This is a genomic window from Bradyrhizobium sp. S69, assembly GCF_009766005.1.
Classification (GTDB): domain Bacteria; phylum Pseudomonadota; class Alphaproteobacteria; order Rhizobiales; family Xanthobacteraceae; genus Bradyrhizobium.
This window is the reverse complement of record NZ_LMUK01000038.1, coordinates 456,636-483,380: the sequence shown is the minus strand read 5'-3', so window position 1 is coordinate 483,380 and position 26,745 is coordinate 456,636. Positions and strand designations below refer to the sequence as shown.

Here is a 26,745-nt window from a genome sequence, read left to right as displayed (position 1 = left end):
TCAGAACCGGGCTCTCGTTTTTTTGACGCGTTTTCTTGACGCGAACCGGAATCCACTTCGCTCGAAAACGCTATGCCTATTCCGACTTGTCGATATTCCAGAAGATCGGCGTTGCGGGGCCGTCGAGCACACCAGTGAGCGATTTGCGCCACACCACCGGCGCCAGATATTGCCCGAGCGGGATGTAGATCACCTGATCGTAGACTTCCTTCTGAATGTCGGTCGCGATCTTTTTCTGCTCGTCGGGCGAAGTCGCCCGCGCGAAGGCGTCCCGCATCTGCTCCAGCTTCGGATCATCGGCCCAGCCGAACCAGCCGCCGTTCAGGCCGCGTCCGCTGACGGAGGCGTTGACCACCGGATTGACCACGTCGGCGCCGACCCAGTTGGTGAAGAACATGTCCCAGCCGCCTTCGCTGTCCGGCTTCTGGCTGGCGCGCCGCGACACCACGGTCTGCCAGTCGGTGGCCTGCAAATCCACCTTGAAGCCGGCATCGCGCAGCGCCTGGGCCGCGACCACCGGCTGCGCCTTCAGCGTGACGACGTCGCCAGGGGCCATCACCACCACCGGCGTGCCGTCATAGCCGGATTCGGCCAACAGCTTTTTCGCTTCCGCCATGCCGTCACCCTTGATCAGCGATTGCGCGCCGACATCGGAGGCAAGCGGCGTACCGCAGACGAAAACCGCGCCGCAGATCTTGTAATATTCGGGGTTGCCGACCAGCGCATCCAGCACGTTCTTCTGGTTCATCGCCAGGAACGCGGCACGGCGCACCTTGACGTTATCGAACGGCTTGTGAAGGAAGTTCATCCGGCCGAGGGTCTGGAAGCCGAGCTTGTTCAGCACCTCGATCTTCAAATCCGGATTGGCCGCCAATACCGGCAGCAGATCGAATGACGGGTTCTCCATGAAATCGATATCGCCGGATTGCAACGCATTCATCGCGGTCTGCGCATCGGGCATCGTCACCCATTCGACGCGATCGACCTTCACGACCTTGCCGCCGGAGGTCCAACTCGGCGCTTCCTTGCGCGGCACGTAGTCCGTGTTCTTGACGAACACGGCCTTCACGCCCGGCTGGAATTCCTCTTTGACGAATTTGAACGGGCCGGATCCGATCTGCTCGGTGATCGGCTTGTCCGCCGGCGTTTCCGCGACGCGCTTCGGCATCATGAACGGCACCACCGACGACGGCTTGCCGATCGACTCCAGCACCAGGCCGTAGGGCTCCTTCAATTTCAGCGTGATGGTCTTGGCGTCGGTCGCCTCCAGGCTGGCGGTGTACTGCGCCAGCTTCTGGCCCATATTGTCGCGCTTGGACCAGCGGTTCAGCGACGCCACGCAGTCTTCCGCCGTCACCGGCGCGCCATCATGCCATTTCAGGCCGTCGCGCAAGGTAAAGGTGTAGGTCAGCTTATCGTCGGAAACCTTGTACTCCGCCATCTGCGGCTGGATCTTGAAATTGGAGTCCATCGCCAGCAGCGTGTCGTACACCATGTATCCATAGTCGCGCTGGATATAGGCGGTGGTGATGATCGGATCGAGGAAACGCAAATCGGAATGCATCACCGCGGTGATGGTCTTGCCGGCGGCCCATGTCGGCATCGGTGACGCCAGCGCCGCAGCGAGTGCGATAGCCGATGCTATCGTGGAACGCTTCCAACGCGAGATGTGGGACATTCGAATCTCTCCTGACGTGAAACTGGTCAAACGCCGATCATAGTTTAAGCATGAGGTCCGTTATTTAGGCGCACTAACGCGCTGTAAAAACTGGACATTCAAGACGTGCGCAAACGAGCCTTACATCAAGCCCGCCGCGCGTCAATCCGGTTTTGGGCGATTGCCATGCGGCGAATGCACGTTGACACCCGGCCGAGGTTTCACTTTACAAGTCGATCGCCGATCCGTCTCGTGAGTATCGCATCGTCGCACCGGCAAGAAACATCCCATTCGAAAAACGAGAGACATGTCATGAACCCTGCCAACCTTCCGTTCGATACCGAAGCCATGCTGCAGGGCCTGCGCGGCTGGGTAGAATGCGAAAGCCCGACTTGGGACACCGCGGCGGTGAATCGCATGCTGGATCTCGCCGCCCGCGACATGGCGGTGATGGGCGCCACGATCGAACGCATCGCCGGACGGCAGGGTTTTGGCGGTTGCGTCCGCGCGCGCTTTCCGCATCCGAAGCAGGGCGAGCCGGGTATCCTGATCGCGGGACATCTCGACACCGTGCATCCGGTCGGCACGCTGGCAAAACTGCCGTGGCGCCGCGAGGGCAACAAATGCTTTGGTCCCGGCATCTACGACATGAAGGGCGGCAACTACCTGTCGCTGGAAGCGATCCGGCAATTGGCGCGCGCCGCCTTCACGACGCCGCTGCCGATCACCGTATTGTTCACGCCGGATGAGGAAGTCGGCACGCCCTCGACCCGCGACATCATCGAGGCCGAAGCCGCGCGTAACAAATATGTGCTGGTGCCCGAGCCCGGCCGATCGAACAACGGCGTCGTCACCGGCCGCTACGCGATTGCGCGATTTAACCTGGAGGCTGTCGGCAAGCCGAGCCATGCCGGCGCCACGCTTTCTTCCGGCCGTTCGGCGATCCGCGAAATGGCGCGCCAGATCATCGCGATCGATGCCATGACCTCGGACGACTGCACCTTCTCGGTCGGCATCGTGCATGGCGGCCAATGGGTCAATTGCGTCGCCACCACCTGCAGCGGCGAAGCGCTCAGCATGGCCAAGCGCCAGGCCGATCTCGATCGTGGCGTCGAGCGGATGCTCGCATTGTCCGGCACCGCCAACGATGTGACGTTCAAGGTCACGCGCGGCGTCACCCGGCCGGTGTGGGAACCCGACGCTGGAACCATGGCGCTGTATGAAAAGGCCCGTGGCCTCGCCAGACAACTGGGCGCCGAGCTTCCCCATGCCAGCGCCGGCGGTGGCTCCGACGGCAATTTCACCGGCGCGATGGGAATTCCAACCCTCGATGGTCTCGGCGTCCGCGGCGCCGACGCCCATACGCTCAACGAACACATCGAAGTCGAGAGCCTCGCCGAGCGCGGCCGGCTGATGGCGGGGCTTTTGGCGACGTTGGAGTAGGAAAAAGTCTCATCCCGAGAGTGTGTAAAGCTATCTTGGACGTCATCCTGAGGTGCGCGTCGTCTTCGACGCGCCTCGAAGGATGGTGTTCAGCATCGTGCTTGCGGCCATCCTTCGAGGCGCGCAAGAAAGTGCGCGCACCTCAGGATGACGGCTGCTACGGCCTGAATTCAGCCCGATGGCACGGGATTTGCTGACCTGATATCCTGCTGGTGGTACAAACGTTGACGCGGACCGGCCGACCGGTTCGCGAATTGTGACAGGACAAAGATGCTCGGATATCTGCTTCGTCGCGTGCTGGCCGCTGTTCCCGTGATGGGGGTGGTGGCGCTGTTCGTATTTCTATTGCTGCGGCTCACGCCGGGCGATCCCGCCGCGATCCTGGCCGGCGACAATGCGACGCCCGAGCAACTCGAGCGCATCCGCACCTCGCTCGGATTGAACGAACCGCTCTACCTCCAATTCGTCACCTGGATCGGCAAGCTGCTGCACGGCGATCTCGGGGTGTCGCTGATTTCCAATGTGCCGGTCTTGCAAATGATCAGCCAGCGCGTCGAGCCGTCGATCAGCATTGCGCTGTCGACGATGGTCCTTTCGATCGTGGTCGCGGTGCCGCTCGGCGTGATCGCGGCGTGGAAGCATGGCACCTGGATCGACCGTTTCGTGATGGGATTGTCGGTGCTCGGCTTCTCGGTTCCGGTGTTCGTGATCGGCTATGTGCTGATCCAGTTGTTCGCCATCGACCTGCGCTGGCTGCCGGTGCAAGGCTTTCAAAGCATTTCGAAGGGATTTTGGCCGTTCCTTCAGCGCATCATCCTGCCGACCATCACACTGTCGTTCATTTATGTCGCCCTGATCGCGCGCATGACCCGCGCCGCGGTGCTGGACGTGCTCGGCGAGGATTACGTACGCACCGCGCGCGCCAAGGGCATCGCCGAGTCCGGCGTGCTGTTGCGCCACGCGTTGCGCAACGCCGCGGTCCCCGTCATTACCGTGATCGGCAGCGGTTTTGCGCTATTGATCTCCGGTGTCGTCGTCACCGAAAGCGTGTTCAACCTGCCGGGGATCGGACGCCTCACCGTCGATGCTGTGCTGGCGCGCGATTACCCGATCATCCAGGCGATGATCCTCTTGACCTCCGGCATCTATGTCGCGGTCAATCTCCTGATCGACGTTGCCTACACCCTGCTCGATCCCCGTATCCGGTACTGAGGTCAGATATCGATGGCGATCGAAACCCTCCCCGAACCGTCAATCCCGATCACCACGCCGCTGCGGCCGCGGTTCGGCTTCCTGACGGAAACACCGATTATTGCCGTGGCCACGATCTGTCTCGGATTGATCGTTGCCTCCGCGATCGTGGCGCCGCTGATCTCGCCGCACGACCCGCTACTGCTGGTGCCGGCGCAACGATTGAAGCCGTCTAGCGCGCAGTTTTGGCTCGGAACCGACGCCTATGGGCGCGACGTGCTGTCGCGCATCCTTTACGGCGGACGGGTCTCGCTACTGATCGGGCTCGGCTCCGCGCTGATCTCGATCGGTGTTGGCCTGCTGATCGGGCTGGTGTCCGGTTTCTTCAAATGGGTCGACGCGGTGCTGATGCGCATCATGGACGGGCTGATGGCGATCCCGAGCGTGCTGCTCGCGGTCGCCGTGGTTTCGCTGTCGGGCGCCAGCATTGCGACCGTCCTCATCGCCATCACCATTCCCGAGGTTCCGCGGGTGGCGCGGCTGGTGCGCTCGGTGGTGCTGTCGGCGCGCGAGGAGCCCTATGTGGAAGCCGCGATCTCGGTCGGCTCCAGCCTGCCGAAAATCATGTGGCGGCATCTGATGCCGAACACGATTGCGCCCTTGATCGTGCAAGGCACCTATGTCTGCGCCTCGGCCATTCTCACCGAGGCAATCCTGTCGTTCCTGGGGGCCGGCATCAATCCGGAGACGCCGACCTGGGGCAACATGATGGCGGAAGGCCGCGTCTACTTCCAGCTCAAGCCGTCGCTGATCTTCTGGCCCGGCCTGATGCTGTCGCTGGCGATCCTCAGCATCAATCTGATCGGCGATGCCGCGCGCGACGCGCTCGATCCCCGCATGAAAAAACGCGAGGGCGGCAAATGAGCGCAGCGTCCGATTCAAAACCCGTGGTTCTCGACATCGACAACCTCGTCGTCGGTCTCGGCAAGAACCGGCAAGGTCAGCGCATCATCGACGGCGTCTCGCTGCGAGTACACGAGGGCGAAACCCTGTGCGTGGTCGGCGAAAGCGGATCGGGAAAATCCGTGACGTCGCTGACCACGATGGGCTTGCAGGACAAGGGATCGCTGGTGCCTTTCGGCGGCAGCATCAAACTGGTCGGCGAGGAATTGCTCACCGCCAGCGATCGCCGCTTGAGGCAACTGCGCGCCACCACCATGGCGATGATCTTTCAGGAGCCGATGACGGCGCTCAATCCGGTGGTGCCGGTCGGACGCCAGATCGACGAAGTGCTGCGTGTCCACACCAGCCTCGACGCGCGGGCGCGGCGCGCCAAGATCCTCGCGATGATGGAGCAGGTGCGACTGCCCGAGGTCGAGCGTATCTTTTCCTCCTATCCGCATCGGCTGTCGGGCGGCCAGCGCCAGCGCATCATGATCGCGATGGCGCTGGTGCTGGAGCCGAAACTGCTGATCGCGGACGAGCCGACCACGGCGCTCGACGTCACCACGCAAAAGCAGATCCTGACCCTGATCCGCGACCTGCAACGCGATCGCGGCACAGCGGTGCTGTTCATCACCCACGACATGGGCGTGGTCGCCGAGATCGCCGACCGCGTCGCCGTGATGCGTCAGGGCCGGCTGGTCGAAACCGGCGCGCTGGATAATATCCTGCGCAACCCCACCATGGAGTACACGCGCAACCTGCTCTCGGCGGTGCCTAGCCTGGTGCCACGCGCGCCGCGCCCGGAATCCAAAGAGCCGGTGGTGCTGGAGGCCAACGAACTCGGCAAGGTCTATCGCGAGCGATCGTTGTTCGGCAAACCCCGCGAGGTCGCGGCCGCCCAGGATGTCACGCTGACCTTGCGCAAGGGCCGCACGCTCGGCATCGTCGGCGAAAGCGGCTCCGGCAAATCCACGGTGGCGCGCTGCATCGTCCGCTTGATCGATCCGACCTCCGGCGGCGTCCGCCTGGTCGGCCGCGAAATCTCCGAATTGTCGCGGCGGCTGCTGCAACCGCACCGCAAGCGCATCCAGATCATCTTCCAGGACCCGTATCGCTCGCTCAATCCGCGCGTCACGATCGGCGAGACCATCGCCGAGGGACCGATCAATTACGGCGTGCCGCGCGCGCAAGCGCTGGCAAAAGCGCGCGAATTGCTGGAACTGGTCGACCTGCCCGCGGATGCGATCTCGCGCTATCCGCACCAGTTCTCCGGCGGCCAGCGCCAGCGCATCGCCATTGCCCGCGCGCTCGCGCTCGATCCCGACGTGCTGGTGGCGGACGAGGCGGTTTCGGCGCTGGATGTCTCGGTGCAGGCACAGGTGCTGGAACTGCTCGACGAAATCCAGACCCGGCTCGGGATCGCGCTGTTGTTCATTACGCACGATCTGCGGGTCGCAGCGCAGATCTGTGACGACGTCGTGGTGATGCAGAAGGGCCGCGTCGTCGAACAGGGTCCGGCCGCGGAAGTCCTGACCAATCCACAACAGGCCTATACCCGCGCGCTGCTCGACGCCGCGCCCGGACGCGGCTGGGATTTTGCCAATTTTCGCCCGGTTGAAATGGCCGGCGCCGCAGCCGCATCCTGAGAGGCCCGTGAAGCTATCTCGGACCTCATCCTGAGGTGCGCGCTCTTTCTTGCGCGCCTCGAAGGATGGCCGCACGCACTGCGCTGAACACCATCCTTCGAGGCGCGCCGAAGATGGCGCGCACCTCACGGGTGAACGCAATTGCGTTCATCCCGGGGATGACGGCTGAGATGAGGCCTGCTTGCCGCACTGCATTGCGATGCGACCGGCGCAGCAATCCGAAAATGGTTCGAGGCCATGCGGAAGCGGATTGCTTCGTCGCTTGCGCTCGGCTTGGCGGCGTGGCTAACGTCGGGGCCACGATTAATTGACCGAGACCCTATTGATGACCCGTATCGCCGTTGGCGGCTTCCTGCACGAAACCAACACCTTTGCGCCGACCAAGGCGACCTATGATGATTTCGTGCATGGCGGTGGCTGGCCGGCGATGGCGATCGGCGCCGACGTGCTGAAAACCATGCGCCACATCAATGTCGGATTGGCGGGTTTCGTCGAAGCCGCCGAAGCCAATGGCTGGGAACTGGTGCCGACCATCTCGTGCGGCGCCAGTCCGTCCGCCCATGTAACAAAGGACGCCTTTGAGCGTATCGTAAAGGTGATGCTCGACGGCATCCGGGCAGCCGGTCCGCTCGATGCCGTCTATCTCGACCTGCATGGCGCGATGGTGACGGAACATTTCGACGACGGCGAAGGCGAAATTCTGGCCCGCGTGCGCCAGGTGATCGGCAAGGATCTGCCGCTGGTGGTCAGCCTCGACCTCCATGCCAATGTGACGCCCGCGATGGTCGAACACGCCGACGCGCTGATCGCCTATCGCACCTATCCGCATGTCGACATGGCCGACACCGGCCGTGCGTCGGCCAAACATCTGGCGCTGCTGCTCGGCTCCAAACAGAAATTCGCAAAAGCGTTCCGGCAATTGCCGTTCCTGATTGCGATCAGTTGGCAGTGCACCAACGACCAGCCCACCAAGGGCATCTACCAGAAGCTCGCAGGCCTGGAGAGTGACGCGGTGCCGACCTTGTCCTTTGCGCCCGGTTTCCCGGCGGCGGATTTTCCCGATTGCGGGCCGAGCGTGTTCGCCTATGGCAAGACGCAGGCCGACGCCGACGCCGCGGCCGATGCGATCGCAAACATCATCGTCGGCCATGAAGACGATTTCGACGGCCGGATCTATTCGCCCGATGATGGCGTTCGCCATGCGATGGAGCTGGCAAAGACCGCGAACAAGCCGATCGTGATTGCCGACACCCAGGACAATCCCGGCGCCGGCGGCGATTCCGACACCACCGGCATGCTGCGCGCACTGGTGCGCAACAGCGCCGTCAACGCCGCGATCGGCGTGATCTACGATCCCGCATCGGCGAAGGCCGCGCATCAGGCGGGAATCGGCGCCACGGTGGCGCTGTCGCTCGGCGGCAAATCGGGCATCCCGGGGGACGCGCCCTACCAGGAAAATTTTATCGTCGAGAAACTATCCGACGGAAAGTTTGTCGCACCCGGCCCCTATTTCGGCGGCCGCGACATGGACATGGGACCGTCGGCGGCGCTGCGGATCGGCGATATCAGGGTGGTCGTCAGTTCGCACAAGGCGCAGCTCGCCGATCAATCGATGTACCGCTATGTCGGGATCGAGCCGACGGAAAAATCGATCCTGGTCAACAAGAGCTCGGTGCATTTCCGCGCCGATTTCGAGCCGATCGCAGCACAGCTCTTGATCTGCGCCGCGCCCGGCGCGATGCCCGCCGACACCGCGACGCTGCCATGGACCCGGTTGCGACCGGGCATCCGGATCAAACCGAACGGTCCGGAGTTTAGTCCTGAGAATTCGCGTTCACCCTCCCCTTCCATCGGATAACAGACATGCCCAATATCGACCGTATCGAAGGCTTTGCCGACGAACTCACCGCGATCCGCAGGGATCTGCATGCCCATCCCGAGATCGGCTTTGAGGAAGTCCGCACCTCCGGCATCGTTGCCGACAAGCTGACGCAATGGGGCATCGAGGTGCATCGCGGCCTCGGCGGCACCGGCGTGGTCGGCGTGCTCAAGGGCAAGGGCGCGGGCGGCCGGCGCATCGGCCTGCGCGCCGACATGGACGCGCTGCCGATGGAAGAGAACACCAACCTGAAATGGCGCTCGACGATTCCCGGCCGTTTCCACGGCTGCGGCCATGACGGCCATACCACCATGCTGCTCGGCACCGCGCGCTACCTCGCCGAGACCAAAAATTTCGACGGCACCGTGCATTTCATCTTCCAGCCCGCCGAAGAAGGCCTCGGCGGCGCGCGCGCCATGATCAAGGACGGGTTGTTCGATAAATTTCCCTGCGATGAAATCTACGGGCTGCACAACGCGCCCGACCTGAACCACGGCGAAATTGCCATCCTGCCGGGGCCGGCGATGGCGGGTGCGGATTTCTTCGACATCACGATCCAGGGCTATGGCGCGCATGGCGCGATGCCCGAGCGTTCCAAGGACGCGGTAGTGATCGCGATGACGCTCGGACAGGCGTTGCAGACCATCGTCAGCCGCAACGTCGAGCCGACGCAGGCCGCGGTGCTGTCGATCACGCAGATCCATTCAGGCTCCGCCTACAACGTCATTCCCGGCGACGCCAAGTTATGCGGCACCGTCCGCGCCTTTTCCGACGAGGTCCGGGCCCTGATCCGCGAGCGGATGCGGGCGATCTCAGCCGGCATCGCGGCGGCGTTCCAGGTCGAGATCAATGTCGATATCCGCGACATCTTCAGCGTCCTCGTCAACGCGCCGGAATATTCGGATGTCGTCGCCGACGTCGCACGTACGGTCGTGGAGCCCGCCAAGGTCATCACCCGGACCAGGCCGAAGATGGGCAGCGAGGATTTCGCCGACATGCTGCACGCCGTGCCCGGCGCCTATTTCTGGGTCGGCCATGAAGGCTCGGTGCCGGTACACAATCCGGGTTACGTGCTCGACGACGGGATTCTGCCGGTCGGCGCCAGCATGTTCGCCCGCATTATCGAAAAACGTTTGCCGGTGGCCGCCCATGCATAAGCCAGAACCTCAGGAAACCGTCACACCGCTGAACGAGCTCAGCGCCGTCGACCTGATCGCCGGCTATCGAGCCAAGCAGTTTACGCCATCCGAAGTGCTGGAGGACGTGCTGGCGCATGTCGCGGCGTGGGAGCCGCACATCAAGGCGCTGTATGCCTTCGATCCCGACGGCGCGCGCGCGGTCGCCAAGGCCTCGACCGACCGCTGGCAGAATGGCGAGCCGAACGGCACGCTCGACGGCGTGCCCGTCACCATCAAGGACAACATCGCCACCAAGGGCCTGCCGGTGCCGCTCGGGGCGGCCTCGGTCAAGCTGGTGCCGGCGACGGTGGATGCGCCGCCGGCGGCGCGGCTGCGCGAGGCCGGTGCGGTGATCTTCTCCAAAACCACAATGCCGGACTACGGCATGCTGTCGTCAGGCCTGTCGAGCTTTCACCCCCTCACCCGCAATCCCTGGAACGTCGCCAAAAATCCTGGCGGTTCCAGCTCCGGCGCGGGTGCGGCGGGCGCTGCCGGCTATGGCCCGCTGCATCTTGGCACCGACATCGGCGGTTCGGTGCGGCTGCCCGCCTGCTGGTGCGGCCTTGTCGCGCTGAAGCCGAGCCTGGGGCGCGTTCCGATCGATCCGCCTTACGTCGGCCGCGTCGCCGGACCGATGACCCGCACCGTCGATGACGCCGCCCTGATGATGAGCGTGCTGTCGCGGCCGGATCGTCGCGATGGCATGAGCCTGCCGCCCGACAGCGTCCACTGGAAGACGCTGGAGAAGTCGCCGCGCAAGCTGCGCATCGGCCTGATGCTCGACCTCGGCGTCGGCCAGCCGCTGGAACAGGCAGTCCGCGGCGTTGCCGTGAAGGCCGCCAAGGCCTTCGAGGCCGCCGGCGCCGTCGTCACCGAAGTCGACGGCATCCTGACGCGCGAGATGCTCGACGGGCTCGACAATTTCTGGCGGGCGCGGATGTGGGACGATCTGTCGAAGCTGACGCCGGATGAGCGCGGCAAGACGCTGCCCTACATCCATGATTGGGCGAAAGCCGGCGCCAAACTGTCCGGCGTCGACGTCATCAGGGGCTTCAACGCCACCATGGCGATCCGGACCGCCGCGGCAAAACTGTTCGCCGAACTCGACTATGTGATTTCACCGGTATCGCCGGTGGTGAATTTCGCCGCCGAAGCGGCCAGCCCGCTCAACGATCCCGACAAGCCGTTCGAGCACATCTGCTACACCGTGCCGTGGAACATGTCCGAGAATCCGGCCGTCTCGATCAACGGCGGTTACGACGACAGCGGCTTCCCGATCGGCGTGCAGATCATCGGCCGCCGCTTCGACGATCTCGGCGTGCTCGGCATGGCAAAAGCGTTCGAAGGCCTGCGCGGACCGCAAAAGCCCTGGCCGACGCCGCCGGCGAAGTAAATTCGCAGCACTTCCGTCATGGCCGGGCTTGTCCCGGCCATCCACGTCTTTACGCTGCAATGAACAAAAACATACAGGAAGGAAGCGCGCCCATGACCTACGAGACCATCAAATACGAGGTCGACGAGCAGATCCTGACCATCACGCTGAACCGGCCGGACAAGCTCAATGCCTTCAACGCCGCGATGCAGAAGGAATTGATCGAGGCGTTCGATGCCGCCGACAAGGATGACAACGTTCGCGCCATCATCGTCACCGGCGCCGGCCGCGGCTTCTGCGCCGGCGCGGACCTTTCGTCCGGCGCCGACACGTTCGATCGCGACGCGCGGCGCGGGCCGGTCAAACGCCTTGCCGACGGCAAGGTCGACTACAGCGATCCCAACGTCCGCGACGGCGGCGGACAGGTCACGCTGCGCATCTTCAAATGCCTGAAACCGGTGATCGCCGCCGTGAACGGGCCCGCGGTCGGCATCGGCGTCACCATGCAGCTCGCGATGGATATCCGCATCGCCTCGGAAAATGCGCGGTTCGGCTTCGTGTTCTCGCAGCGCGGCATCGTGCCGGAGGCGGCTTCGAGCTGGTTCCTGCCGCGCCTTGTCGGCATCGCGCAGGCGCTGGAGTGGTGCTACACCGGCCGGGTATTTCCAGCGCAGGAAGCCCTCGCCGGCCGGCTCGTCAGCAAGGTGGTGCCGCCGGATCAATTGCTGCCGACGGCGCGTGCGCTGGCGCGCGAGATCGCCGCCAAGACCGCACCGGTGTCGGTGGCGCTGATCCGGCAGATGATGTGGCGCATGATGGGCGCCGACGATCCGATGGAAGCCCACAAGGTCGACAGCCGCGGCATCTACGCCCGTGGCCGCTCAGAGGACGTGAAAGAAGGCGTGGTGTCGTTCCTGGAAAAGCGCCCGGCGCAATTCAAGAACAAGGTGTCGAGCGACATGCCGGACTATTTTCCGTGGTGGGACGAACGGGAGTATGAGTAGTATATCGCCTCCACAACTACCGCCGTCATCCTGAGGAGCGCGTTCTTACGCGCGTCTCGAAGGATGCCGCAAGCACCGCGCTGAACACCATCCTTCGAGACGCGGCGAAGACGCCGCTCCTCAGGATGACGTTTCCTCTTATCCCATCATCAGCGCCACCCGCCCGATCGCCTTGCGGTCGACCAGTAGCCGCATCGCAGGCGCGTAGTCTTCGAGCGGCAGGCGATGCGAGATGTTCGGGCGTACCTTGCCGGCTTCCGCCCATTCCGTCAGCGCCTTGATCCGCGTTACGCCGAGCGCTGGATTTTTCCGCACGGCTTCGCCGGCACGGACGCCGAGTACGCTGGCGCCCTTGATCAGCAACAGATTGGTGCGCGCAAGCCCGATCCCTCCGGTAAAACCGACGACCAGCAGCCGCGCGCCCCAGGCGATGCAGCGCACGCTATTTTCAAAAATCTCGCCGCCGACGGGATCGAACACCACATCGGCGCCGCGGCCATCGGTGAGACGCTTGACGGCGTCACGAAACGGTTCACGGCTGGTGAGCACCAGATGATCGGCGCCTTTGGCCTGCGCGATCGCAAGTTTTTCCTCCGATGACGCCGCCGCGATCACGGTGGCGCCGAGCAGCTTGCCGATTTCGACCGCGGCAAGACCGACGCCGCCACCGGCGCCGTGCACCAGCAGCACTTCGCCGGCCTGAAGCTGTCCGCGATCGATCAGCGCGTGGTAGGCCGTGCCGTGGCCTGCGAGAAACGTCGCGCCCTCGGCATAATCGAACGCCGCCGGCAACGGCGTCAGTTGCTGCGGCGTGACCACCGCTTCATCCGCATAGGCACCGTGGCGCAATTTCAAGATCACCTTGTCGCCGACCGCGATCCCGGCAGCATGGTTGACCTCGGTCACCTCGCCCGCCGCCTCCACCCCCGGCGTGAACGGCAATGGCGGCTTGAGCTGGTATTCGCCGGCCGCCATCAGGATGTCAGGAAAATTGATCCCGGCGGCATGAATGGCGACGCGCACCTCGCCTTGTCCAAGCGGCGCCGAGGCAAACGTCTCAAGCCGCAGGCTTTCGGGTGGCCCGAGTTCGCGACAAACGACAGCCTTCGGCATCAGGCCGCGCTCGCTTTGCGACGTTGCAGCGCCTCGCGGATCAACGGCATCCGGTCATTGCCGAAATACATGTCGGTCTTGTCGAGGAAGATGGTCGGCGAGCCGAAACCGCCGCGCGCCATCACCTCATCGGTATTGGCCTTGAGCTGATCCTTGACCGCCTGCTGGCCGATACCTGCGACAAATTTTGCGGGGTCAACGCCGACACGCTGGCAAACCTCGGTCAGCACCGCATCCTGCGAGATGTCCTTGTCCTCGCCCCAATAGATCTCGAACACCGTCCGCGCGAATTCGACGAGCTTGCCTTCCGGCGCCAGCAGGATACAGCCGCGCATCGCCTTGACGCTGTTCACCGGAAACACCGTCGGCCGCATCTTGATCGCCAACCCCGTCGAGCGGGCCCAGTCCGCCATGTCCTTTTTCATGTAGCGCGCCTTGGCCTCGATCGGCTTGTCGCGCGAAGCGTAGACGCTTGGGTTGATGGTGTTGAAGATGCCGCCGACCAGGATCGGCCGCCAGGAAATCTCGACGCCAAACTCCTTGGCCAGCGGCTGGATGTTGTGGAAGGCGAGATAGGTCCAGGGGCTGGAGCAGTCGAAGAAGAACTCGATCATGGTGGCGTCTCCTTTGTGTTTCTGTTTTTGGTCGATGTTTATGATTTTCGTCATTCCGGGATGCGCCACTTGGCGCAGGCCCGGAATCCATAGCCCCTGTGTCGTTGTTCAGCTTGAACATTGCTACAGGGGTTATGGATTCTGGGCTCGCGCTACGCGCGCCCCGGAATGACGAAGGGGCTTCCCTTCACTTCCTCGCCGCCTCCTTCGCGGCCTGGCCGAACATGTTGCGTCTGGCCTCCTCGTCGAACGGCTCCTTGACGAACTTGCCGATCGCCAATCCCGCCTGCACCTTCGGCCGCGCCCGCACCAACGCGTACCAGCGCTTGATGTTCGGATAGTCGTCGAGGGTAAAACCTTGCGCCTTGTGGGTCATGGTCCAGGGAAAGCAGGCGATGTCGGCGATCGAATAATCGCCGCCCGCGACATAGCCGCCCGTCTTGCCTAATTGCGTATCGAGTACGTGATAGAGCCGTGCGGCCTCGTCACGATAGCGCTCGATGGCGTACGGAATCTTGTCCTGCGCGTACAGCGCAAAATGCCCGTGCTGGCCGAGCATCGGGCCGAGCCCGCTCATCTGCCACATCAGCCATTGCAGAACGACGGACCGCGCGCGGGTCTCCGCGGGCAGGAAGCGCCCGGTCTTGTCGGCGAGGTAGATCAGGATCGCACCGGTCTCGAACACCGAAAACGGACCACCGCCGTCGACCGGGGCGTGGTCGACGATCGCCGGAATCCGGTTGTTGGGGCTGATCGCCAAAAACTCCGGCTTGAACTGGTCGCCGGCCCGGATATTGACCGGGATCAAATTGTAGGGAAGGCCGAGCTCTTCCAGCATGATGGAGATTTTCCAGCCGTTCGGCGTCGGCGCGTAGTGCAGGTCGATCATGGTTTCGTTATCTTCCCTCGCCGCTACCCCTGATGGCACCAGGATATTCCTCGTGCCGGCGACTTTTGTTGTTCTGTACGGCGATCATAAGACAGGGCATACAGACGCTCAATCAAAACCGACGCCGCAAAACCACCGGGAGGCTCCCATGCTGTTTCCAACCACGATCGCAGGCTCGCTGCCGAAGCCGGAATGGCTGGCCGAACCCAACACACTGTGGGCGCCCTGGAAGTCCAAGGGCGATGAACTGGCGCGCGCCAAGCGCGACGCCACCGTGCTGGCGGTCAAATTGCAGGAAGATGCCGGGATCGACATCGTCACCGAGGGCGAGCAGGCGCGCCAGCATTTCGTCCACGGCTTCCTGGAGAAGATCGAGGGCATCGATTTCGCCCACAAGGTCGAGATGGGAATCCGCAACGACCGCTACAAGGCGATGGTGCCGCAGGTGGTGGCGCCGCTGCGGCTGAAAGGCCGCGTCCATGCCGACGAGGCCCGGATTGCCCGCACCCACACCACACGAAAACTGAAATTCACGCTGCCGGGCCCGATGACCATCATCGATACCATCGCCGACAAATATTACGGCGACCGGGTCAAGATGGCGTTCGCGTTTGCCGAATTGCTCAATGAGGAAGCCAAGGCCTTGCAGACCGACGGTGTCGACGTCATCCAGTTCGATGAGCCCGCCTTCAATGTCTATATGAGCGAGGTCTCGGACTGGGGCATCAAGGCGCTCGAGCGCGCCGCGCAGGGCCTGACCTGCGCCACCGCGGTGCACATCTGTTACGGCTACGGCATCAAGGCCAACACCGACTGGAAGGAGACGCTGGGCAGCGAATGGCGGCAATATGAGGATATTTTTCCGGCGATCGCCAATAGCCCGATCCAGCAGGTCGCGATCGAATGCCGCAATTCGCGGGTGCCGCTGGAACTGCTCGGCCTGCTCAAAGGCAAGATCGTCCAGGCCGGCGTGATCGACGTCGCCAGCGACACGGTGGAGACCGCGGAGGACGTGGTCAAGGTGATCGAGGCGGTGTCAAAATTCGTGCCCAAAAGCAACATCGTCGCGACCACCAATTGCGGCATGGCGCCGATGCATCGCGACATCGCCGAGGCCAAATTGGTGGCACTCGGCGCCGGTGCGAAATTGGCGCGGCAGCGGTTGGGATGAGTTGTTGTGTCCCGTCATGGCCGGGCTTGTCCCGGCCATCCACGTCTTCCCTTCTGTCAAAGTAGAAAGACGTGGATGCCCGGGACAAGCCCGGGCATGACGAACGATAGGCTCGTCGTAATCTAGGCCCCAACTCTCCTACGCTCCGGGTGCAACACCGACGGATATCCGCGAAGCCGCACCCCGTCATTATTGGCCAGCTTCACACCCCGGCAAATCGAACAACGCCTTCAGGCCACAGGGCGACGTCAGCATCCGATCGCCGTCGTGGCCGACGCCCGGCACGTCCCACAGGCTGTGATGTGGCGTACCGGCGTCGCGGGCCTGCATCACCGCCGCATAGGCGTGGCCGCGCGCGTAGCGGTAGGGACCTTCGGCTTCCGCCATGCAGCTCTTGTCGAGCGCCGGATGATTGGGGTTGGTATCCTTGGTGCCCAATAGATAAATCACCCGCCGTGCCACATAGGCTTGCTCCAGCGCGCTGACGGTTGGCCCCGCGAGATAGGGTGGCCGGGCATCCATGCCGTATTTCCAGTCGTTGTATCCAGGGCAGGACGCCGCGATCGACGGCTGCGGCCGCGCACTATCGAAATAGGCATAGGACGAGGGGTTGGCGACCACGTAACGCACCGCGATCCCGAGCGCGGTGAGCGCCGCCTCGCCTTTGCCCGCGATGGCGTAACGCTGCACGATCTGGGCGCCGCCGGAGTGTCCCGCGACCACGACCTGCTTCAGGTTCGGAAATATAGTCCGGTCGGCCAGCTTGGCGAGGATCGCATCGAGCGCATCGAACGAACTGGCCGATGTCGGACCGCGTGCGGGATCGCCGCCTTCCCAGCCTTCGAACGTCCATCGCAGCGTCTCGGGTGGAAGCTGATAGGCATCGATATCGATGCCGGCGAGGAATTGCGGAACGATCATGATCGCGGCCTTGCCGGCATCGCCGGCGGCGGCCTGCGCTGTTTTGGCTGACCTGAAATAGACGTCGGCATCGCGCAGCCGTCCGTGCAGAATGAGCACCGCGCGGTTGATGCCGGGCAACGGTTTTGACCAGTCCGCCGATAGATAAAGCGGAAGCGTTGCCCGATCGCCCACCGCGATCCTGGCATCGGCAATTTCCTTCACCGGACGATGATTGTGCGCCACTTCGTCCGCTGCCCAAACCTGCGAGACCGCCTGCGCGATCAGGAGCGCAAACAGCAGGATCAGAATTTTCCGGAGCGCCGTCAGTGCCTTCACGTTTGTCGCTCCATTCGATGAGTCACGCTTGCTCGCTCGCGCTCGGATGCAGCAGCGGCCGATATCCGGCGGCGAACGCCCGCAAGGTCGAGGGCGGCGTCAGCAGCATCGCTTCAGGAATCGAACCCGGTACCTTGCGATAGCCGGCGAACGACCATTGCAGCGGCCTACCCTGCACGATCAAATAGCTTTCCGCGCCGGTTTGCACCATCACGCCGTCGGGCAGTTGCTCTATCGGCATCGGCAGCGGATGCAGCCGCTTGCCGCCGCGATTCAGCCGTTCCCGATGCAGCACGGCGTCGATCTCGGGCGCGAGAACCGACCCGACGCCATTGCCCTCTTGCCACGCCGCGCGAAACCGATTGGCGTCATCGCGGCGGCAGTAGAAGCAGGGGCGATGGCCGGCCGCGAACGCGGTGGCCTCGTCGAGGAAGAACAGTTCGGTCCAGCTGCGGCCGCCCATCACCTTGCGCCGCCGCCCGCGGAATTCGCAGACGCAGGTCAGCCACGCCGGGTTCGACCAGCGTTTTTTCAATAGGGTTTTGGTGGCGGGGTCGTGAATGATGCCGCGGTTGCCGGTGAACAGGCCGCGATGCGGATCGGCGACGATATCGCCCGACGGTGTGACCCGGTTTTGCAGCGGCATGGACTGTCCCGATCCGCCCATTCATGGCGAAGTCACTTCGCAAGCGTGGTCATGACGCGCATCTTCCACAGGTTCCAGATACGGTCGAGTACCTGAAGGTTTATCGCATCGGCCTTCGCGCCCTCTCCCGCTGTCAGATAGTTCACCTCGCCGCCCAGCGCCACCGCTTGCGATTGCAGCCTTGCATTGACGTCGGTGTAGTAGGCGCGGAACACCGCCACCTTCACCGCAGGCCCAACGGCAACGTCGCCGTGGCCGCGCATCAGGACCACCGGTCTGTCCGCCAGCGTCAGCGCCAGGCTCTTGCCGATCGCCGGATTGCGCACCAGCATGTCGGTCTCACCAAAATCCTTCCGGATGTCCCACAGCGGCGCGCCGCCAGCCAGGAACGCGGCGTTATGGAATACCGCGCGCAACGGGACCGGGCTGATGGTGAAGGGAATGACGCCGGGAGAATGGGTGTGGACCACCGCCATGACGTCCGGGCGTGCCTTATAAATTTCGCTGTGGATGAAGCGCTCGAGGAACACCGCGCGCCCGCGCGGATCGACGGCGTTGCCGTCGAGGTCAAATTCCATGATGTCGTCGGCCGTGACCAGCGCCGGCGCCAGCGAACGCGCCATCCAAAAATGATCGGGGTTGGCGGGATCGCGCGCGCTGACATGGCCGAAGCCATCGAGCACGCCGAACTCGGCCAGCACACGGCTGCCGATCACGATATCGTCGATCAACCCCGCCTTGTCGATCGGAGCCTTGTCGATCGAGCCAGCTTTACCATCCGGGCTGGCCGGAGTTTGCGCCCGCAGGCTGGCCGAGCCGAATAGAAATGCCAACGCGACAACCAGTCCGAACCCTATCCGCCGATTCAAGATCCGGCCTCCAGCGCCAAGAAAGACGGGCCGCAGCGAACGCGCAATCATCGCCGGTCAGTCCCCGTTTCGGCCTACGCCGCGCCGTCGCGGATCGGCGGCTGGAACGAGAGCGCAGTATCCCAGGGGAAGAAAATCCAGGTGTCCTGCGATACTTCGGTGATGTAGGTATCGACCAGCGGGCGCCCCATCGGCTTGGCATAGACGGTGGCGAAATGCGCGTCGGGGAGCAGATCCCGCACCAGCCGCCCGGTCTTGCCGGTATCGACGAGGTCATCGACGATCAACAATCCCTTGCCGGTGCCCTCGCCGAGCTTGGCGGTGTCGGGCGAGATGCCTTTCAGGACCTTGAGGTCACCCTGCTTGGTGTGGTCGTAGCTCGCGATGCAGACGGTATCGATCACGCGGACGCCGAGTTCGCGCGCCACGATCGCTGCAGGCACCAGTCCGCCGCGGGTGATCGCGATCACCGCGTGGAATGGGCCTACTTCATTCAGTCGCCAGGTCAGCGCCCGGCAATCCCGGTGAAACTGGTCCCATGAGACCGGGAAGGCCTTGCCCGCGCGCTCCTGCGCGCTCAGTTCGGTCGCGTCCGCCGCCATCATCTTCTCCTATGTTCTTAGAATTGCGCTCAGCGCGCGATATTCAGCCCCGCGAGCATTTCCTTCACCGCGGTCATCGCGGCATTGAGCTTTTCGGGATCACGCGAGCGGACCACGAGGTTGGTGTTCGGCTTCTTGTCTTCGTCCTGAAACGGATAGCTGCCGATGATCGTATCCGGGTGCGCATTGGCGATGTCGCGCAACGGACCGCCGATATCGCCTTCGCGCGCATTGGCGCGTACCGATTCCGACAGCATCCGGACGCCGGATTTCAGTTTGGGCGCCACGATATCCATCATCGCCTGCATGATCGTGGGGATGCCCGCCATCACGATGACATTGCCGATCTTGAAGCCGGGCGCCAGGATGGTCGCGCTCTGGATCAGTTCGGCACCGTCGGGAACGCGGGCCATCCGCAGCCGCGCCTCGTTCAGATCCTGCTCGGTCCAGCGCTCGCGAAAGCGCGCCACCACTTCGGGGTGGTGATCGATGCCGACGCCGAACGCCTTGGCGACGCTATCGGCGGTGATGTCGTCATGGGTCGGCCCGATGCCGCCGGTGGTGAAGACGTAGGTGTAGCGGTTGCGCAGTGCATTCAACGCGGCGACGATGTCGGCCTCCTCGTCAGCGACGACGCGGACTTCCTTGAGGTCGATCCCGATATTGGTGAGGTACTCCGCGATAAAGCCGATGTTCTTGTCTTTGGTTCGACCCGAAAGGATCTCGTCGCCGATCACCAAAATTCCCGCGGTAACAAGTTCGCTCATGACCTCTCCTTAGCCGTCGCACGCCGGTTTGGCCAAAATAGCCGAAAACCGGGCCGCGGCATCCTCCCTCAGTGAACCCATCCCGAACGCCTGCCCGAGAAAGCCGCCCCCTGGAAACCTCAAGTAACCTCAAAAACCCGTTGGCATCCCAAGCGGGCTGCCGGATGATGCCATCGAAATAAGCACCACCGAGCCCCTTTTTCGAGCAAATCCCTGGCCATCCCACCCAAATGCTGGGTGTGAATGCATATCGCGCTGGCCCGGGCCTTGCTACCATCCCTTTTAGTCATGCACTGTTGAGCATGGCGTCGGAAGGCAGTCGAGGGCAGTCGAGATACATGGCAGTTGCGTTCGATGAAATGAATGGCTCCGGCGGTGAACTCCGCCAGGCCTACCAGGAACTCTCCCGCTGGCTGAAAGAGACGCCGCCGGACACCCTCGAATATCGCCGTCAGGAAGCCGAGCTGCTGTTCCGCCGGATCGGCATCACCTTCGCGGTTTATGGCGAGGCCGAGGCCCAGGAGCGGCTGATCCCGTTCGACGTGATCCCGCGGATCATGTCGGGCAAGGAATGGACCCTGCTCGAAAAAGGCCTGAAGCAGCGGGTCCGCGCGCTCAACATGTTCCTGCGCGACATCTATCACGGCCGCGATATCCTGCGCGCCAACATCATCCCCGAAGACCTGATCTTCCAGAACCCGGTGTTCCGCCCCGAGATGAACGGCCAGGACGTGCCGCACGACGTCTACGTCCACATCGCCGGCATCGACATCATCCGTACCGACGCGGAAAACTTCATCGTGCTGGAGGACAATGCGCGCACGCCCTCGGGCGTATCCTACATGCTGGAAAACCGCGAAATCATGATGCGGCTGTTTCCGGACCTGTTCGCCCGCCATCGCGTGGCCCCGGTGGAAAAATACCCGGACGAGCTGTTATCGGCGCTGCGCTCGGTGGCGCCGCTGAGCGCCTCGGCGGAGCCGACGGTGGCGCTGATGACGCCCGGCGTCTACAATTCCGCCTATTACGAACATTCCTTCCTGGCCGACAAGCTCGGCATCGAGCTGGTCGAGGGGCGCGACCTCGTCATCAAGAACGACGAAGTATTCATGCGCACCACCGAGGGCCTCAAGCGCGTCGATGTAATCTACCGCCGGGTCGATGACGACTTCCTCGACCCCCTCACCTTCCGCCCGGATTCGGCGCTCGGCGTACCCGGACTGATGTCGGCCTATGCCGCCGGCAACGTCACGCTGGCGAACGCGGTCGGCACCGGCATCGCCGACGACAAGGCGATCTACTCCTACATGCCGGAAGTCGTGAAATTCTACCTCGGCGAAGAGCCGATCCTGAAGAACGTGCAGACCTGGCGCTGCCGCGAGCCGCAGGATCTCGCTTACGTGCTCGACAATCTCGGCGATCTCGTCGTGAAGGAAGTCCACGGCTCCGGCGGTTACGGCATGCTGATCGGGCCCGCCGCCACCAAGGCCACGATCGAGGCGTTCCGCGACAAGCTCAAGCGCGAGCCCGAGGGCTTTATCGCCCAGCCGACGCTGGCGCTGTCGACCTGCCCGACCTGCACCGCCTCCGGCCTCGCCCCGCGCCATGTCGATCTCAGGCCGTTCGTGCTCACCGGCAGCAATCACGTCACCATCGTGCCGGGCGGCTTGACCCGGGTGGCGCTCAAGGAAGGTTCGCTGGTGGTGAATTCGAGCCAGGGCGGCGGCACCAAGGACACCTGGATTTTGGACGAATAGAATTTGGATACTGGACGAGCAGAACCGGATTTTGGACGCGTAGAGAAAGAGTAAGACCCGAGCATGCTGTCGCGCACCGCCGAAAACCTCTATTGGCTGGCCCGTTATGTCGAACGCGCCGAATATCTCGCGCGCACCATCGATGCGACGTTGCGCGTCACCGCCCTTCCCGCCGCCTATATCGGCAAGACCAACGAATGGGATTCGGCGCTGCTCACCGCCGGTGTCAGCGCCAGCTTCTACGAGGTCTATCAGGAAGCCAACGAGCAGAACGTCGTCGAATATCTGTCGTTCGCGCCGGGCAATCCCTCCTCGATCCGCAACTGCATCGAGAATGCACGGCTCAATTCACGCTCGGTACGCACCGCGCTGACCAGCGAGATGTGGGACACCATCAACTCGGCCTGGATCGAGTTGCAGGAAGTCTGGGGCAAGGGCACCGCGAGCCGCGAGGAACTGGCGAAATTCCTGCGCTTCGTGCAGGAGACCTCTCTGCGGTTCGATGGCTCGGCCTACCGCACCATGCTACGCAACGACGCCTACTGGTTCTCGCGGCTCGGCCTGCATCTCGAACGCGCCGATAATACCGCGCGGATCCTCGACGTGAAGTATCACGTGCTGTTGCCGCAGGAAGAGCATGTCGGCGGTCCGCTGGATTATTACCAGTGGAACTCGATCCTGCGCTCGGTCTCGGCGAACACCGCCTATCACTGGGTCTATCGCGAGACCCTGAAGCCGTGGTTGATCGCCGATCTGTTGATCCTCAACGACACGCTGCCGCGCTCACTGGCCAGTTGCTACGGCAATCTGGTGCGCAATCTCGACCAGATCGGCGTCGCCTATGGCCGCCAGGGCGCCTCGCAACGCCACGCCCGCGGCGTCCGCAACCGGCTCGAACACAGCCATATGGACGACATCTTCCAGCATGGCGTGCACGAGTTCATCCAGGAATTTATCGCGGACAATGGGCGACTCGGCGAAATCATTACCAAGCAGTATTTGATCTGATATCGTCATGGCCGGGCATAGCCGCCCGGAGGACGACGTCGCTTCCGCTCGCCTATGCCCGGGCATGACGAATTTCTGTTAATGTAGCCCGAAGCTCTAAATCAACATCGGTACACCATGCGACTGCGCATCGCCCATTCGACCAGCTATCGCTACGAACCGCCGGCTTCCGGCGTGATCCAGATCTTGCGGATGACGCCCGGCAGCCATGACGGGCAGTATGTAGCCGAATGGCAGATCGACATCTCCACCGACTCCAGGCTCGATGTCCATGAGGATGCGTTCGGCAACGTCACGCATGTGCTCACCCACGGGGCGATCGCCGATCTCACCATCAATGTCGAAGGCCTGATCGAAACCCATGACACTGGCGGCGTGTTGCGCGGCTCCGATGAGCGTTTTCCCCCCAGCCTGTTCCTGCGCTCGACGCCGTTGACCGATGTCAACATGTTGATGGGGAATTTCGCCCGCGAGCTGCGCAGCGAGGCCAATGACGACGTGCTCGGATTCCTGCATGCGCTGATGACGCAGATCAACGAACACATGACCTTCGACGAGGATCCGACCAACAGCGGCACCTCGGCGATCGAGGCGTTTGGCTTGAAGCGCGGCGTCTGCCAGGACTATGCGCATATCTTCATCGCCTGCGCGCGCCATGGCGGCGTTCCCGCGCGCTTCGTGTCCGGGCATTTCCTGCGCTCCGACGGCATGGTCAACCAGCAGGCCGGCCACGCCTGGGCGGAGGCGTTCGTGCCTGATTTGGGCTGGGTCGGGTTCGATCCGGCGAATTCGATCTGCACCACCGACGCGCATGCCCGTGTCGCCATCGGGCTCGACTATCTCGGCGCCGCACCGGTGCGCGGCACCCGCTATGGCGGCGGCACCGAAACCCTGACGGTCGCCGTCAAGGTCGATCAGGCCGGCGGACGGCCGGGACAATCACAGTCGCAATCGCAGTGATGGAACCCGGCCGAATGGCCCTTGCTTTCGTTCCGACTTCGTGTCGATTGAATTGATCCCGTCCGGTGCGAATATTCCAGATATGTCCCTAGCGTCCCCTTCCGTTTCCACGGTGCAGCCGATCACCGCCAGCGATAAGCCCGAGGCACACGACGAACGACGCGTCAATCTGCTGGTGCTGTGCGGCCTCGCACTGATCGTGGGCGTGATGACCGGCTTCGGCGCGGTCGCCTTGCGCTCCCTGATCGGCTTGTTTCACAACCTGCTTTACAACGGCACCTTCAGCATCTGGTACGACGCCAATATCAGCGAGGGCCCGAGCCGGTTCGGCAACTGGATCTGGCTGTCACCCGTTCTGGGCGGCCTTGTCGTGGTTTTCCTGGTGCAGCGCTTTGCGCCGGAGGCCAAGGGCCACGGCGTTCCCGAGGTGATGGACGCGGTATTCTACAAGCGCGGCAACATTCGCTGGCAAGTCGCAGTGATCAAATCATTGGCCTCCGCGCTGTCGATCGGCAGCGGCGCCGCAGTCGGCCGCGAGGGCCCCATCATCCAGATCGGAGCGGCCCTGGGGTCGGCCTTCTCGCAGGCAATCCGGCTGTCGACCTGGCAGAAAATCACCTTGCTCTCGGCCGGTGCCGGCGCCGGCATCGCCGCGACCTTCAACACCCCGCTCGGCGGCGTGCTGTTCGCGTTGGAAATCCTGCTGCCGGAAGTCTCGAACCGTACGTTTCTTCCGGTCGTGGTTGCGACCGGGGCTGCGACCACGATTGGCAGAATATTGATCGGCCCCGATCCGGCCTTCGTCATTCCGGGCATCCAGCTTTCGCTGGCGCAGACGCCCGGCATCGAGGAAACGCTCGCCTTCGTGCTGCTCGGCATAGCCTGCGGCGTGGCTTCCTGGGCCTTCATCCGCCTGTTGGTGTTCATGGAGGACGGCTTTCCGAAACTGCCGGGCAATGCCTATACGCAGAACATTCTCGGCATGGCCCTGATCGGCCTGATGATGGTGGTCCTGACTCACACGTTCGGCCATCCCTACATCGACGGCGTCGGCTATGGCGTGATCCAGTCGACGCTCGACAACAAGATGACATCGGCGGGACTGCTGGCGCTGCTGTTTCTGCTGAAGTTGCTCGCGACCACCGTCAGTCTCGGCTGCGGCGCTTCCGGCGGCATCTTCTCGCCGTCGCTGTATCTCGGCGCCACCCTGGGCGGCGCGTTCGCGGTCATCATCAGTCTCGTTCTGCCCCATGCCGGCCTGTCGGTGCCTTCGGCGGCGATTGTCGGCATGGCTGCGATGGTCGGCGCCGGAACCGGCGGCGTCATGACCGCCATTGTGATGATCTTCGAGATGACGCGCGACTACGCGATCATCGTTCCCGTCATCGTCGCCGTCGCGATCGCGGCCGGCGTCCGCCGCATGCTGATCCCCGAGACCATATACACCATCAAGCTGCGGCATCGCGGCCACCGCATCCCGAAAGAACGGCATATCAATCTGTTCCTGGTGCAGCAGGCGCAGGACATCATGGAGAAGCGCTTCATCCTCGCCAAGGCCGGCACCTCGCTCAAGGACGTCATCAGCGCCGAGGAGGCCGATGATGTGCGCGCCATCATCGTCGAGCGCGATGGCCGCATCGTCGGCCTGATCCCGCCGCGCTCGGGTCTGTGGCTCGAGTCGCGCAACAATCCGGACCTCAAGGTCGAGGGCTTTGTCGAAAATCACATGGTGATCTGCCGCGACGTTGACCTTCTGAGCCTGGTATTCGCGAGGTTGAGGCGGCATCGCGCCGGCGCCGCCATCGTGTTCCACGGCACCGAGCGGCCGAGGGCCGCCGACATCGTCGGCGTCATCACCAAGCGCGCGATCGCCGACACGGTGATCGACAGCTTTGAGGACTGAGGGCGGCCGGCGGCGGCCGATTTTGGCAGCTCAGCTGCGGGAATTGGGGTTGGATGGCCCGGCGAAATTGGCTACTAGTTTGCGCAGCGATCATCAGGAAACAGCGATCGTCGGGGACCGGGAATGACCTATTGCTGCGGAGTGCTAGTGCGGGATGGCCTGGTCATGATCGCGGACACCAGGACCAATGCCGGCCTCGACAATGTCTCGACTTTCCGCAAGCTCCACATTTTCAGTAAGCCCGGCGAGCGCATCCTGGCGATCGCGAGCGCCGGCAATCTGGCGATCAGCCAATCGGTGCTCTCGACCCTGACCGAAGGCCTCGAAGACCCGCACACTGGCGAGATCGAGACCCTGATGAACGCGCCGACCATGTTCCAGGCCGCCCAGCGCATCGGCCGGGCGATCCGCAACGTGCACGCCACCGAGGGCGCAGCACTACAGTCGGAAGATGTCTCCTTCGACGTGTCATTTCTGTTTGGCGGCCAGATCAAGGGATCGCGGATGCGATTGTTCATGATCTATACCGCCGGCAATTTCATCGAATGCACCACTGACACGCCGTATTTGCAGATCGGCGAGCACAAATACGGCAAGCCGGTGCTCGATCGCGCGATGCATTACGACGTCGAATTGTACGAAGCGCTGAAGACCAGCCTGATCTCGATGGATTCGACGATGCGCTCCAATCTCGGCGTCGGGCTGCCGATCGATGTGCTGGTGGTGCGCGCCGATGTCTGCGAGGCCGACCTCAACCACCGGATCGAGGCGGGCGAGCCCTATTTCCACGATTTGCGCTCGCGCTGGTCGGCGGCGCTGCGCGCGGCGCATCAGAATATTCCAAGACCACCCTACAAGACCGAAATACAACCAAAAACCTGACAGGCGGGAA

23 protein-coding genes are annotated in these 26,745 nt (G+C 63.3%); 14 read left to right on the top strand and 9 right to left on the bottom strand.

Features of this window, described 5'->3' with window-relative positions; all coding sequences use genetic code 11:
* Window positions 1–76 precede the first annotated feature (76 nt).
* Window positions 77–1,678, bottom strand: coding sequence for an ABC transporter substrate-binding protein (locus GSQ88_RS17075; RefSeq protein ID WP_159008876.1), 1,602 nt, complete (start codon window positions 1,676–1,678; stop codon window positions 77–79).
* 291 nt (window positions 1,679–1,969) lie between these two features.
* Between GSQ88_RS17075 and GSQ88_RS17070 the strand changes: the two genes are divergently transcribed.
* From GSQ88_RS17070 to GSQ88_RS17035, 8 genes are all read left to right on the top strand, one after another.
* Window positions 1,970–3,100, top strand: a complete 1,131-nt coding sequence (locus tag GSQ88_RS17070; protein ID WP_159008875.1) for a M20/M25/M40 family metallo-hydrolase — start codon at window positions 1,970–1,972, stop codon at window positions 3,098–3,100.
* A gap of 270 nt (window positions 3,101–3,370) precedes the next feature.
* On the top strand, window positions 3,371–4,312 hold the full coding sequence (locus tag GSQ88_RS17065; protein WP_159008874.1) for an ABC transporter permease: 942 nt from the start codon (window positions 3,371–3,373) through the stop codon (window positions 4,310–4,312).
* Between the two features lie 12 nt (window positions 4,313–4,324).
* On the top strand, window positions 4,325–5,215 hold the full coding sequence (locus tag GSQ88_RS17060; protein ID WP_159008873.1) for an ABC transporter permease: 891 nt from the start codon (window positions 4,325–4,327) through the stop codon (window positions 5,213–5,215).
* Entirely contained in the window at window positions 5,212–6,882 is a 1,671-nt protein-coding gene (locus GSQ88_RS17055) for an ABC transporter ATP-binding protein (RefSeq protein ID WP_159008872.1), read from the top strand. The genes GSQ88_RS17060 and GSQ88_RS17055 overlap by 4 nt, the downstream gene beginning before the upstream one ends.
* A gap of 325 nt (window positions 6,883–7,207) precedes the next feature.
* On the top strand, window positions 7,208–8,740 hold the full coding sequence (locus GSQ88_RS17050) for a M81 family metallopeptidase (protein ID WP_159008871.1): 1,533 nt from the start codon (window positions 7,208–7,210) through the stop codon (window positions 8,738–8,740).
* 5 nt (window positions 8,741–8,745) lie between these two features.
* Entirely contained in the window at window positions 8,746–9,918 is a 1,173-nt protein-coding gene (locus GSQ88_RS17045; protein ID WP_159008870.1) for a M20 aminoacylase family protein, read from the top strand.
* Window positions 9,911–11,332 (top strand): amidase, encoded by a 1,422-nt coding sequence (locus GSQ88_RS17040; RefSeq protein ID WP_159008869.1) that lies wholly within the window; start codon window positions 9,911–9,913, stop codon window positions 11,330–11,332. The genes GSQ88_RS17045 and GSQ88_RS17040 overlap by 8 nt, the downstream gene beginning before the upstream one ends.
* Before the next feature lie 92 nt (window positions 11,333–11,424).
* Entirely contained in the window at window positions 11,425–12,315 is an 891-nt protein-coding gene (locus tag GSQ88_RS17035; protein ID WP_159008868.1) for a crotonase/enoyl-CoA hydratase family protein, read from the top strand.
* Window positions 12,316–12,453: 138 nt separating this feature from the next.
* Here the strand turns inward: GSQ88_RS17035 and GSQ88_RS17030 are convergent, their stop codons facing one another.
* The 3 genes from GSQ88_RS17030 to GSQ88_RS17020 all read right to left on the bottom strand — a co-directional run bounded on the left by GSQ88_RS17030 (window position 12,454) and on the right by GSQ88_RS17020 (window position 14,931).
* Window positions 12,454–13,428, bottom strand: coding sequence for an NADPH:quinone oxidoreductase family protein (locus tag GSQ88_RS17030; RefSeq protein ID WP_159008867.1), 975 nt, complete (start codon window positions 13,426–13,428; stop codon window positions 12,454–12,456).
* Window positions 13,428–14,042 (bottom strand): 2-hydroxychromene-2-carboxylate isomerase, encoded by a 615-nt coding sequence (locus GSQ88_RS17025; protein ID WP_159008866.1) that lies wholly within the window; start codon window positions 14,040–14,042, stop codon window positions 13,428–13,430. The genes GSQ88_RS17030 and GSQ88_RS17025 overlap by 1 nt, the downstream gene beginning before the upstream one ends.
* 187 nt (window positions 14,043–14,229) lie before the next feature.
* The gene (locus GSQ88_RS17020) at window positions 14,230–14,931 is read right to left on the bottom strand and encodes a glutathione binding-like protein (RefSeq protein ID WP_159008958.1); all 702 of its coding nucleotides are present in this window, start codon (window positions 14,929–14,931) and stop codon (window positions 14,230–14,232) included.
* Window positions 14,932–15,079: 148 nt separating this feature from the next.
* On the opposite strand from GSQ88_RS17020, the gene GSQ88_RS17015 reads away from it, so the two are divergent.
* Window positions 15,080–16,102 (top strand): methionine synthase, encoded by a 1,023-nt coding sequence (locus GSQ88_RS17015; RefSeq protein ID WP_159008865.1) that lies wholly within the window; start codon window positions 15,080–15,082, stop codon window positions 16,100–16,102.
* A 189-nt stretch (window positions 16,103–16,291) separates the two neighbouring features.
* On the opposite strand, the gene GSQ88_RS17010 is transcribed toward GSQ88_RS17015, so the two are convergent.
* From GSQ88_RS17010 to GSQ88_RS16990, 5 genes are all read right to left on the bottom strand, one after another.
* The gene (locus tag GSQ88_RS17010; protein WP_159008957.1) at window positions 16,292–17,314 is read right to left on the bottom strand and encodes an alpha/beta hydrolase; all 1,023 of its coding nucleotides are present in this window, start codon (window positions 17,312–17,314) and stop codon (window positions 16,292–16,294) included.
* Window positions 17,315–17,363: 49 nt separating this feature from the next.
* Window positions 17,364–17,987, bottom strand: a complete 624-nt coding sequence (locus tag GSQ88_RS17005) for a hypothetical protein (RefSeq protein WP_159008864.1) — start codon at window positions 17,985–17,987, stop codon at window positions 17,364–17,366.
* A 32-nt stretch (window positions 17,988–18,019) separates the two neighbouring features.
* Complete coding sequence (locus GSQ88_RS17000; protein ID WP_246784829.1) at window positions 18,020–18,820, bottom strand: class II aldolase/adducin family protein; 801 nt, start codon at window positions 18,818–18,820, stop codon at window positions 18,020–18,022.
* 110 nt (window positions 18,821–18,930) lie between these two features.
* Window positions 18,931–19,458, bottom strand: a complete 528-nt coding sequence (gpt, locus tag GSQ88_RS16995) for a xanthine phosphoribosyltransferase (protein WP_174248039.1) — start codon at window positions 19,456–19,458, stop codon at window positions 18,931–18,933.
* A 29-nt stretch (window positions 19,459–19,487) separates the two neighbouring features.
* Window positions 19,488–20,225, bottom strand: coding sequence for a competence/damage-inducible protein A (locus GSQ88_RS16990; RefSeq protein ID WP_159008862.1), 738 nt, complete (start codon window positions 20,223–20,225; stop codon window positions 19,488–19,490).
* 338 nt (window positions 20,226–20,563) lie between these two features.
* Here GSQ88_RS16990 and GSQ88_RS16985 point away from each other — a divergent pair, with 338 nt between their 5' ends.
* The 5 genes from GSQ88_RS16985 (at window position 20,564) to GSQ88_RS16965 (ending at window position 26,735) form a co-directional block, all read left to right on the top strand.
* A complete protein-coding gene (locus GSQ88_RS16985; RefSeq protein WP_159008861.1) occupies window positions 20,564–21,982 on the top strand; it encodes a circularly permuted type 2 ATP-grasp protein in 1,419 nt (472 codons plus the stop codon).
* 63 nt (window positions 21,983–22,045) lie between these two features.
* A complete protein-coding gene (locus tag GSQ88_RS16980) occupies window positions 22,046–22,990 on the top strand; it encodes an alpha-E domain-containing protein (protein WP_159008860.1) in 945 nt (314 codons plus the stop codon).
* A gap of 117 nt (window positions 22,991–23,107) precedes the next feature.
* Window positions 23,108–23,950, top strand: a complete 843-nt coding sequence (locus tag GSQ88_RS16975; RefSeq protein ID WP_159008859.1) for a transglutaminase family protein — start codon at window positions 23,108–23,110, stop codon at window positions 23,948–23,950.
* Window positions 23,951–24,032: 82 nt separating this feature from the next.
* Window positions 24,033–25,853 carry a chloride channel protein gene (locus GSQ88_RS16970; protein ID WP_159008858.1) on the top strand — a complete coding sequence of 607 codons (1,821 nt, stop codon included), beginning with the start codon at window positions 24,033–24,035 and terminating at the stop codon, window positions 25,851–25,853.
* A gap of 123 nt (window positions 25,854–25,976) precedes the next feature.
* Window positions 25,977–26,735 carry a proteasome-type protease gene (locus tag GSQ88_RS16965; protein WP_159008857.1) on the top strand — a complete coding sequence of 253 codons (759 nt, stop codon included), beginning with the start codon at window positions 25,977–25,979 and terminating at the stop codon, window positions 26,733–26,735.
* Window positions 26,736–26,745 lie beyond the last annotated feature (10 nt).

Coding starts and splice junctions, on each gene's coding strand:
- GSQ88_RS17075 (WP_159008876.1), bottom strand. CDS start 1,678: ATGTCCCACATCTCGCGTTGGAAGCGTTCCACGATAGCATCGGCTATC.
- GSQ88_RS17070 (WP_159008875.1), top strand. CDS start 1,970: ATGAACCCTGCCAACCTTCCGTTCGATACCGAAGCCATGCTGCAGGGC.
- GSQ88_RS17065 (WP_159008874.1), top strand. CDS start 3,371: ATGCTCGGATATCTGCTTCGTCGCGTGCTGGCCGCTGTTCCCGTGATG.
- GSQ88_RS17060 (WP_159008873.1), top strand. CDS start 4,325: ATGGCGATCGAAACCCTCCCCGAACCGTCAATCCCGATCACCACGCCG.
- GSQ88_RS17055 (WP_159008872.1), top strand. CDS start 5,212: ATGAGCGCAGCGTCCGATTCAAAACCCGTGGTTCTCGACATCGACAAC.
- GSQ88_RS17050 (WP_159008871.1), top strand. CDS start 7,208: ATGACCCGTATCGCCGTTGGCGGCTTCCTGCACGAAACCAACACCTTT.
- GSQ88_RS17045 (WP_159008870.1), top strand. CDS start 8,746: ATGCCCAATATCGACCGTATCGAAGGCTTTGCCGACGAACTCACCGCG.
- GSQ88_RS17040 (WP_159008869.1), top strand. CDS start 9,911: ATGCATAAGCCAGAACCTCAGGAAACCGTCACACCGCTGAACGAGCTC.
- GSQ88_RS17035 (WP_159008868.1), top strand. CDS start 11,425: ATGACCTACGAGACCATCAAATACGAGGTCGACGAGCAGATCCTGACC.
- GSQ88_RS17030 (WP_159008867.1), bottom strand. CDS start 13,428: ATGCCGAAGGCTGTCGTTTGTCGCGAACTCGGGCCACCCGAAAGCCTG.
- GSQ88_RS17025 (WP_159008866.1), bottom strand. CDS start 14,042: ATGATCGAGTTCTTCTTCGACTGCTCCAGCCCCTGGACCTATCTCGCC.
- GSQ88_RS17020 (WP_159008958.1), bottom strand. CDS start 14,931: ATGATCGACCTGCACTACGCGCCGACGCCGAACGGCTGGAAAATCTCC.
- GSQ88_RS17015 (WP_159008865.1), top strand. CDS start 15,080: ATGCTGTTTCCAACCACGATCGCAGGCTCGCTGCCGAAGCCGGAATGG.
- GSQ88_RS17005 (WP_159008864.1), bottom strand. CDS start 17,987: ATGCCGCTGCAAAACCGGGTCACACCGTCGGGCGATATCGTCGCCGAT.
- gpt (WP_174248039.1), bottom strand. CDS start 19,458: ATGGCGGCGGACGCGACCGAACTGAGCGCGCAGGAGCGCGCGGGCAAG.
- GSQ88_RS16990 (WP_159008862.1), bottom strand. CDS start 20,225: ATGAGCGAACTTGTTACCGCGGGAATTTTGGTGATCGGCGACGAGATC.
- GSQ88_RS16985 (WP_159008861.1), top strand. CDS start 20,564: ATGGCAGTTGCGTTCGATGAAATGAATGGCTCCGGCGGTGAACTCCGC.
- GSQ88_RS16980 (WP_159008860.1), top strand. CDS start 22,046: ATGCTGTCGCGCACCGCCGAAAACCTCTATTGGCTGGCCCGTTATGTC.
- GSQ88_RS16975 (WP_159008859.1), top strand. CDS start 23,108: ATGCGACTGCGCATCGCCCATTCGACCAGCTATCGCTACGAACCGCCG.
- GSQ88_RS16970 (WP_159008858.1), top strand. CDS start 24,033: ATGTCCCTAGCGTCCCCTTCCGTTTCCACGGTGCAGCCGATCACCGCC.
- GSQ88_RS16965 (WP_159008857.1), top strand. CDS start 25,977: ATGACCTATTGCTGCGGAGTGCTAGTGCGGGATGGCCTGGTCATGATC.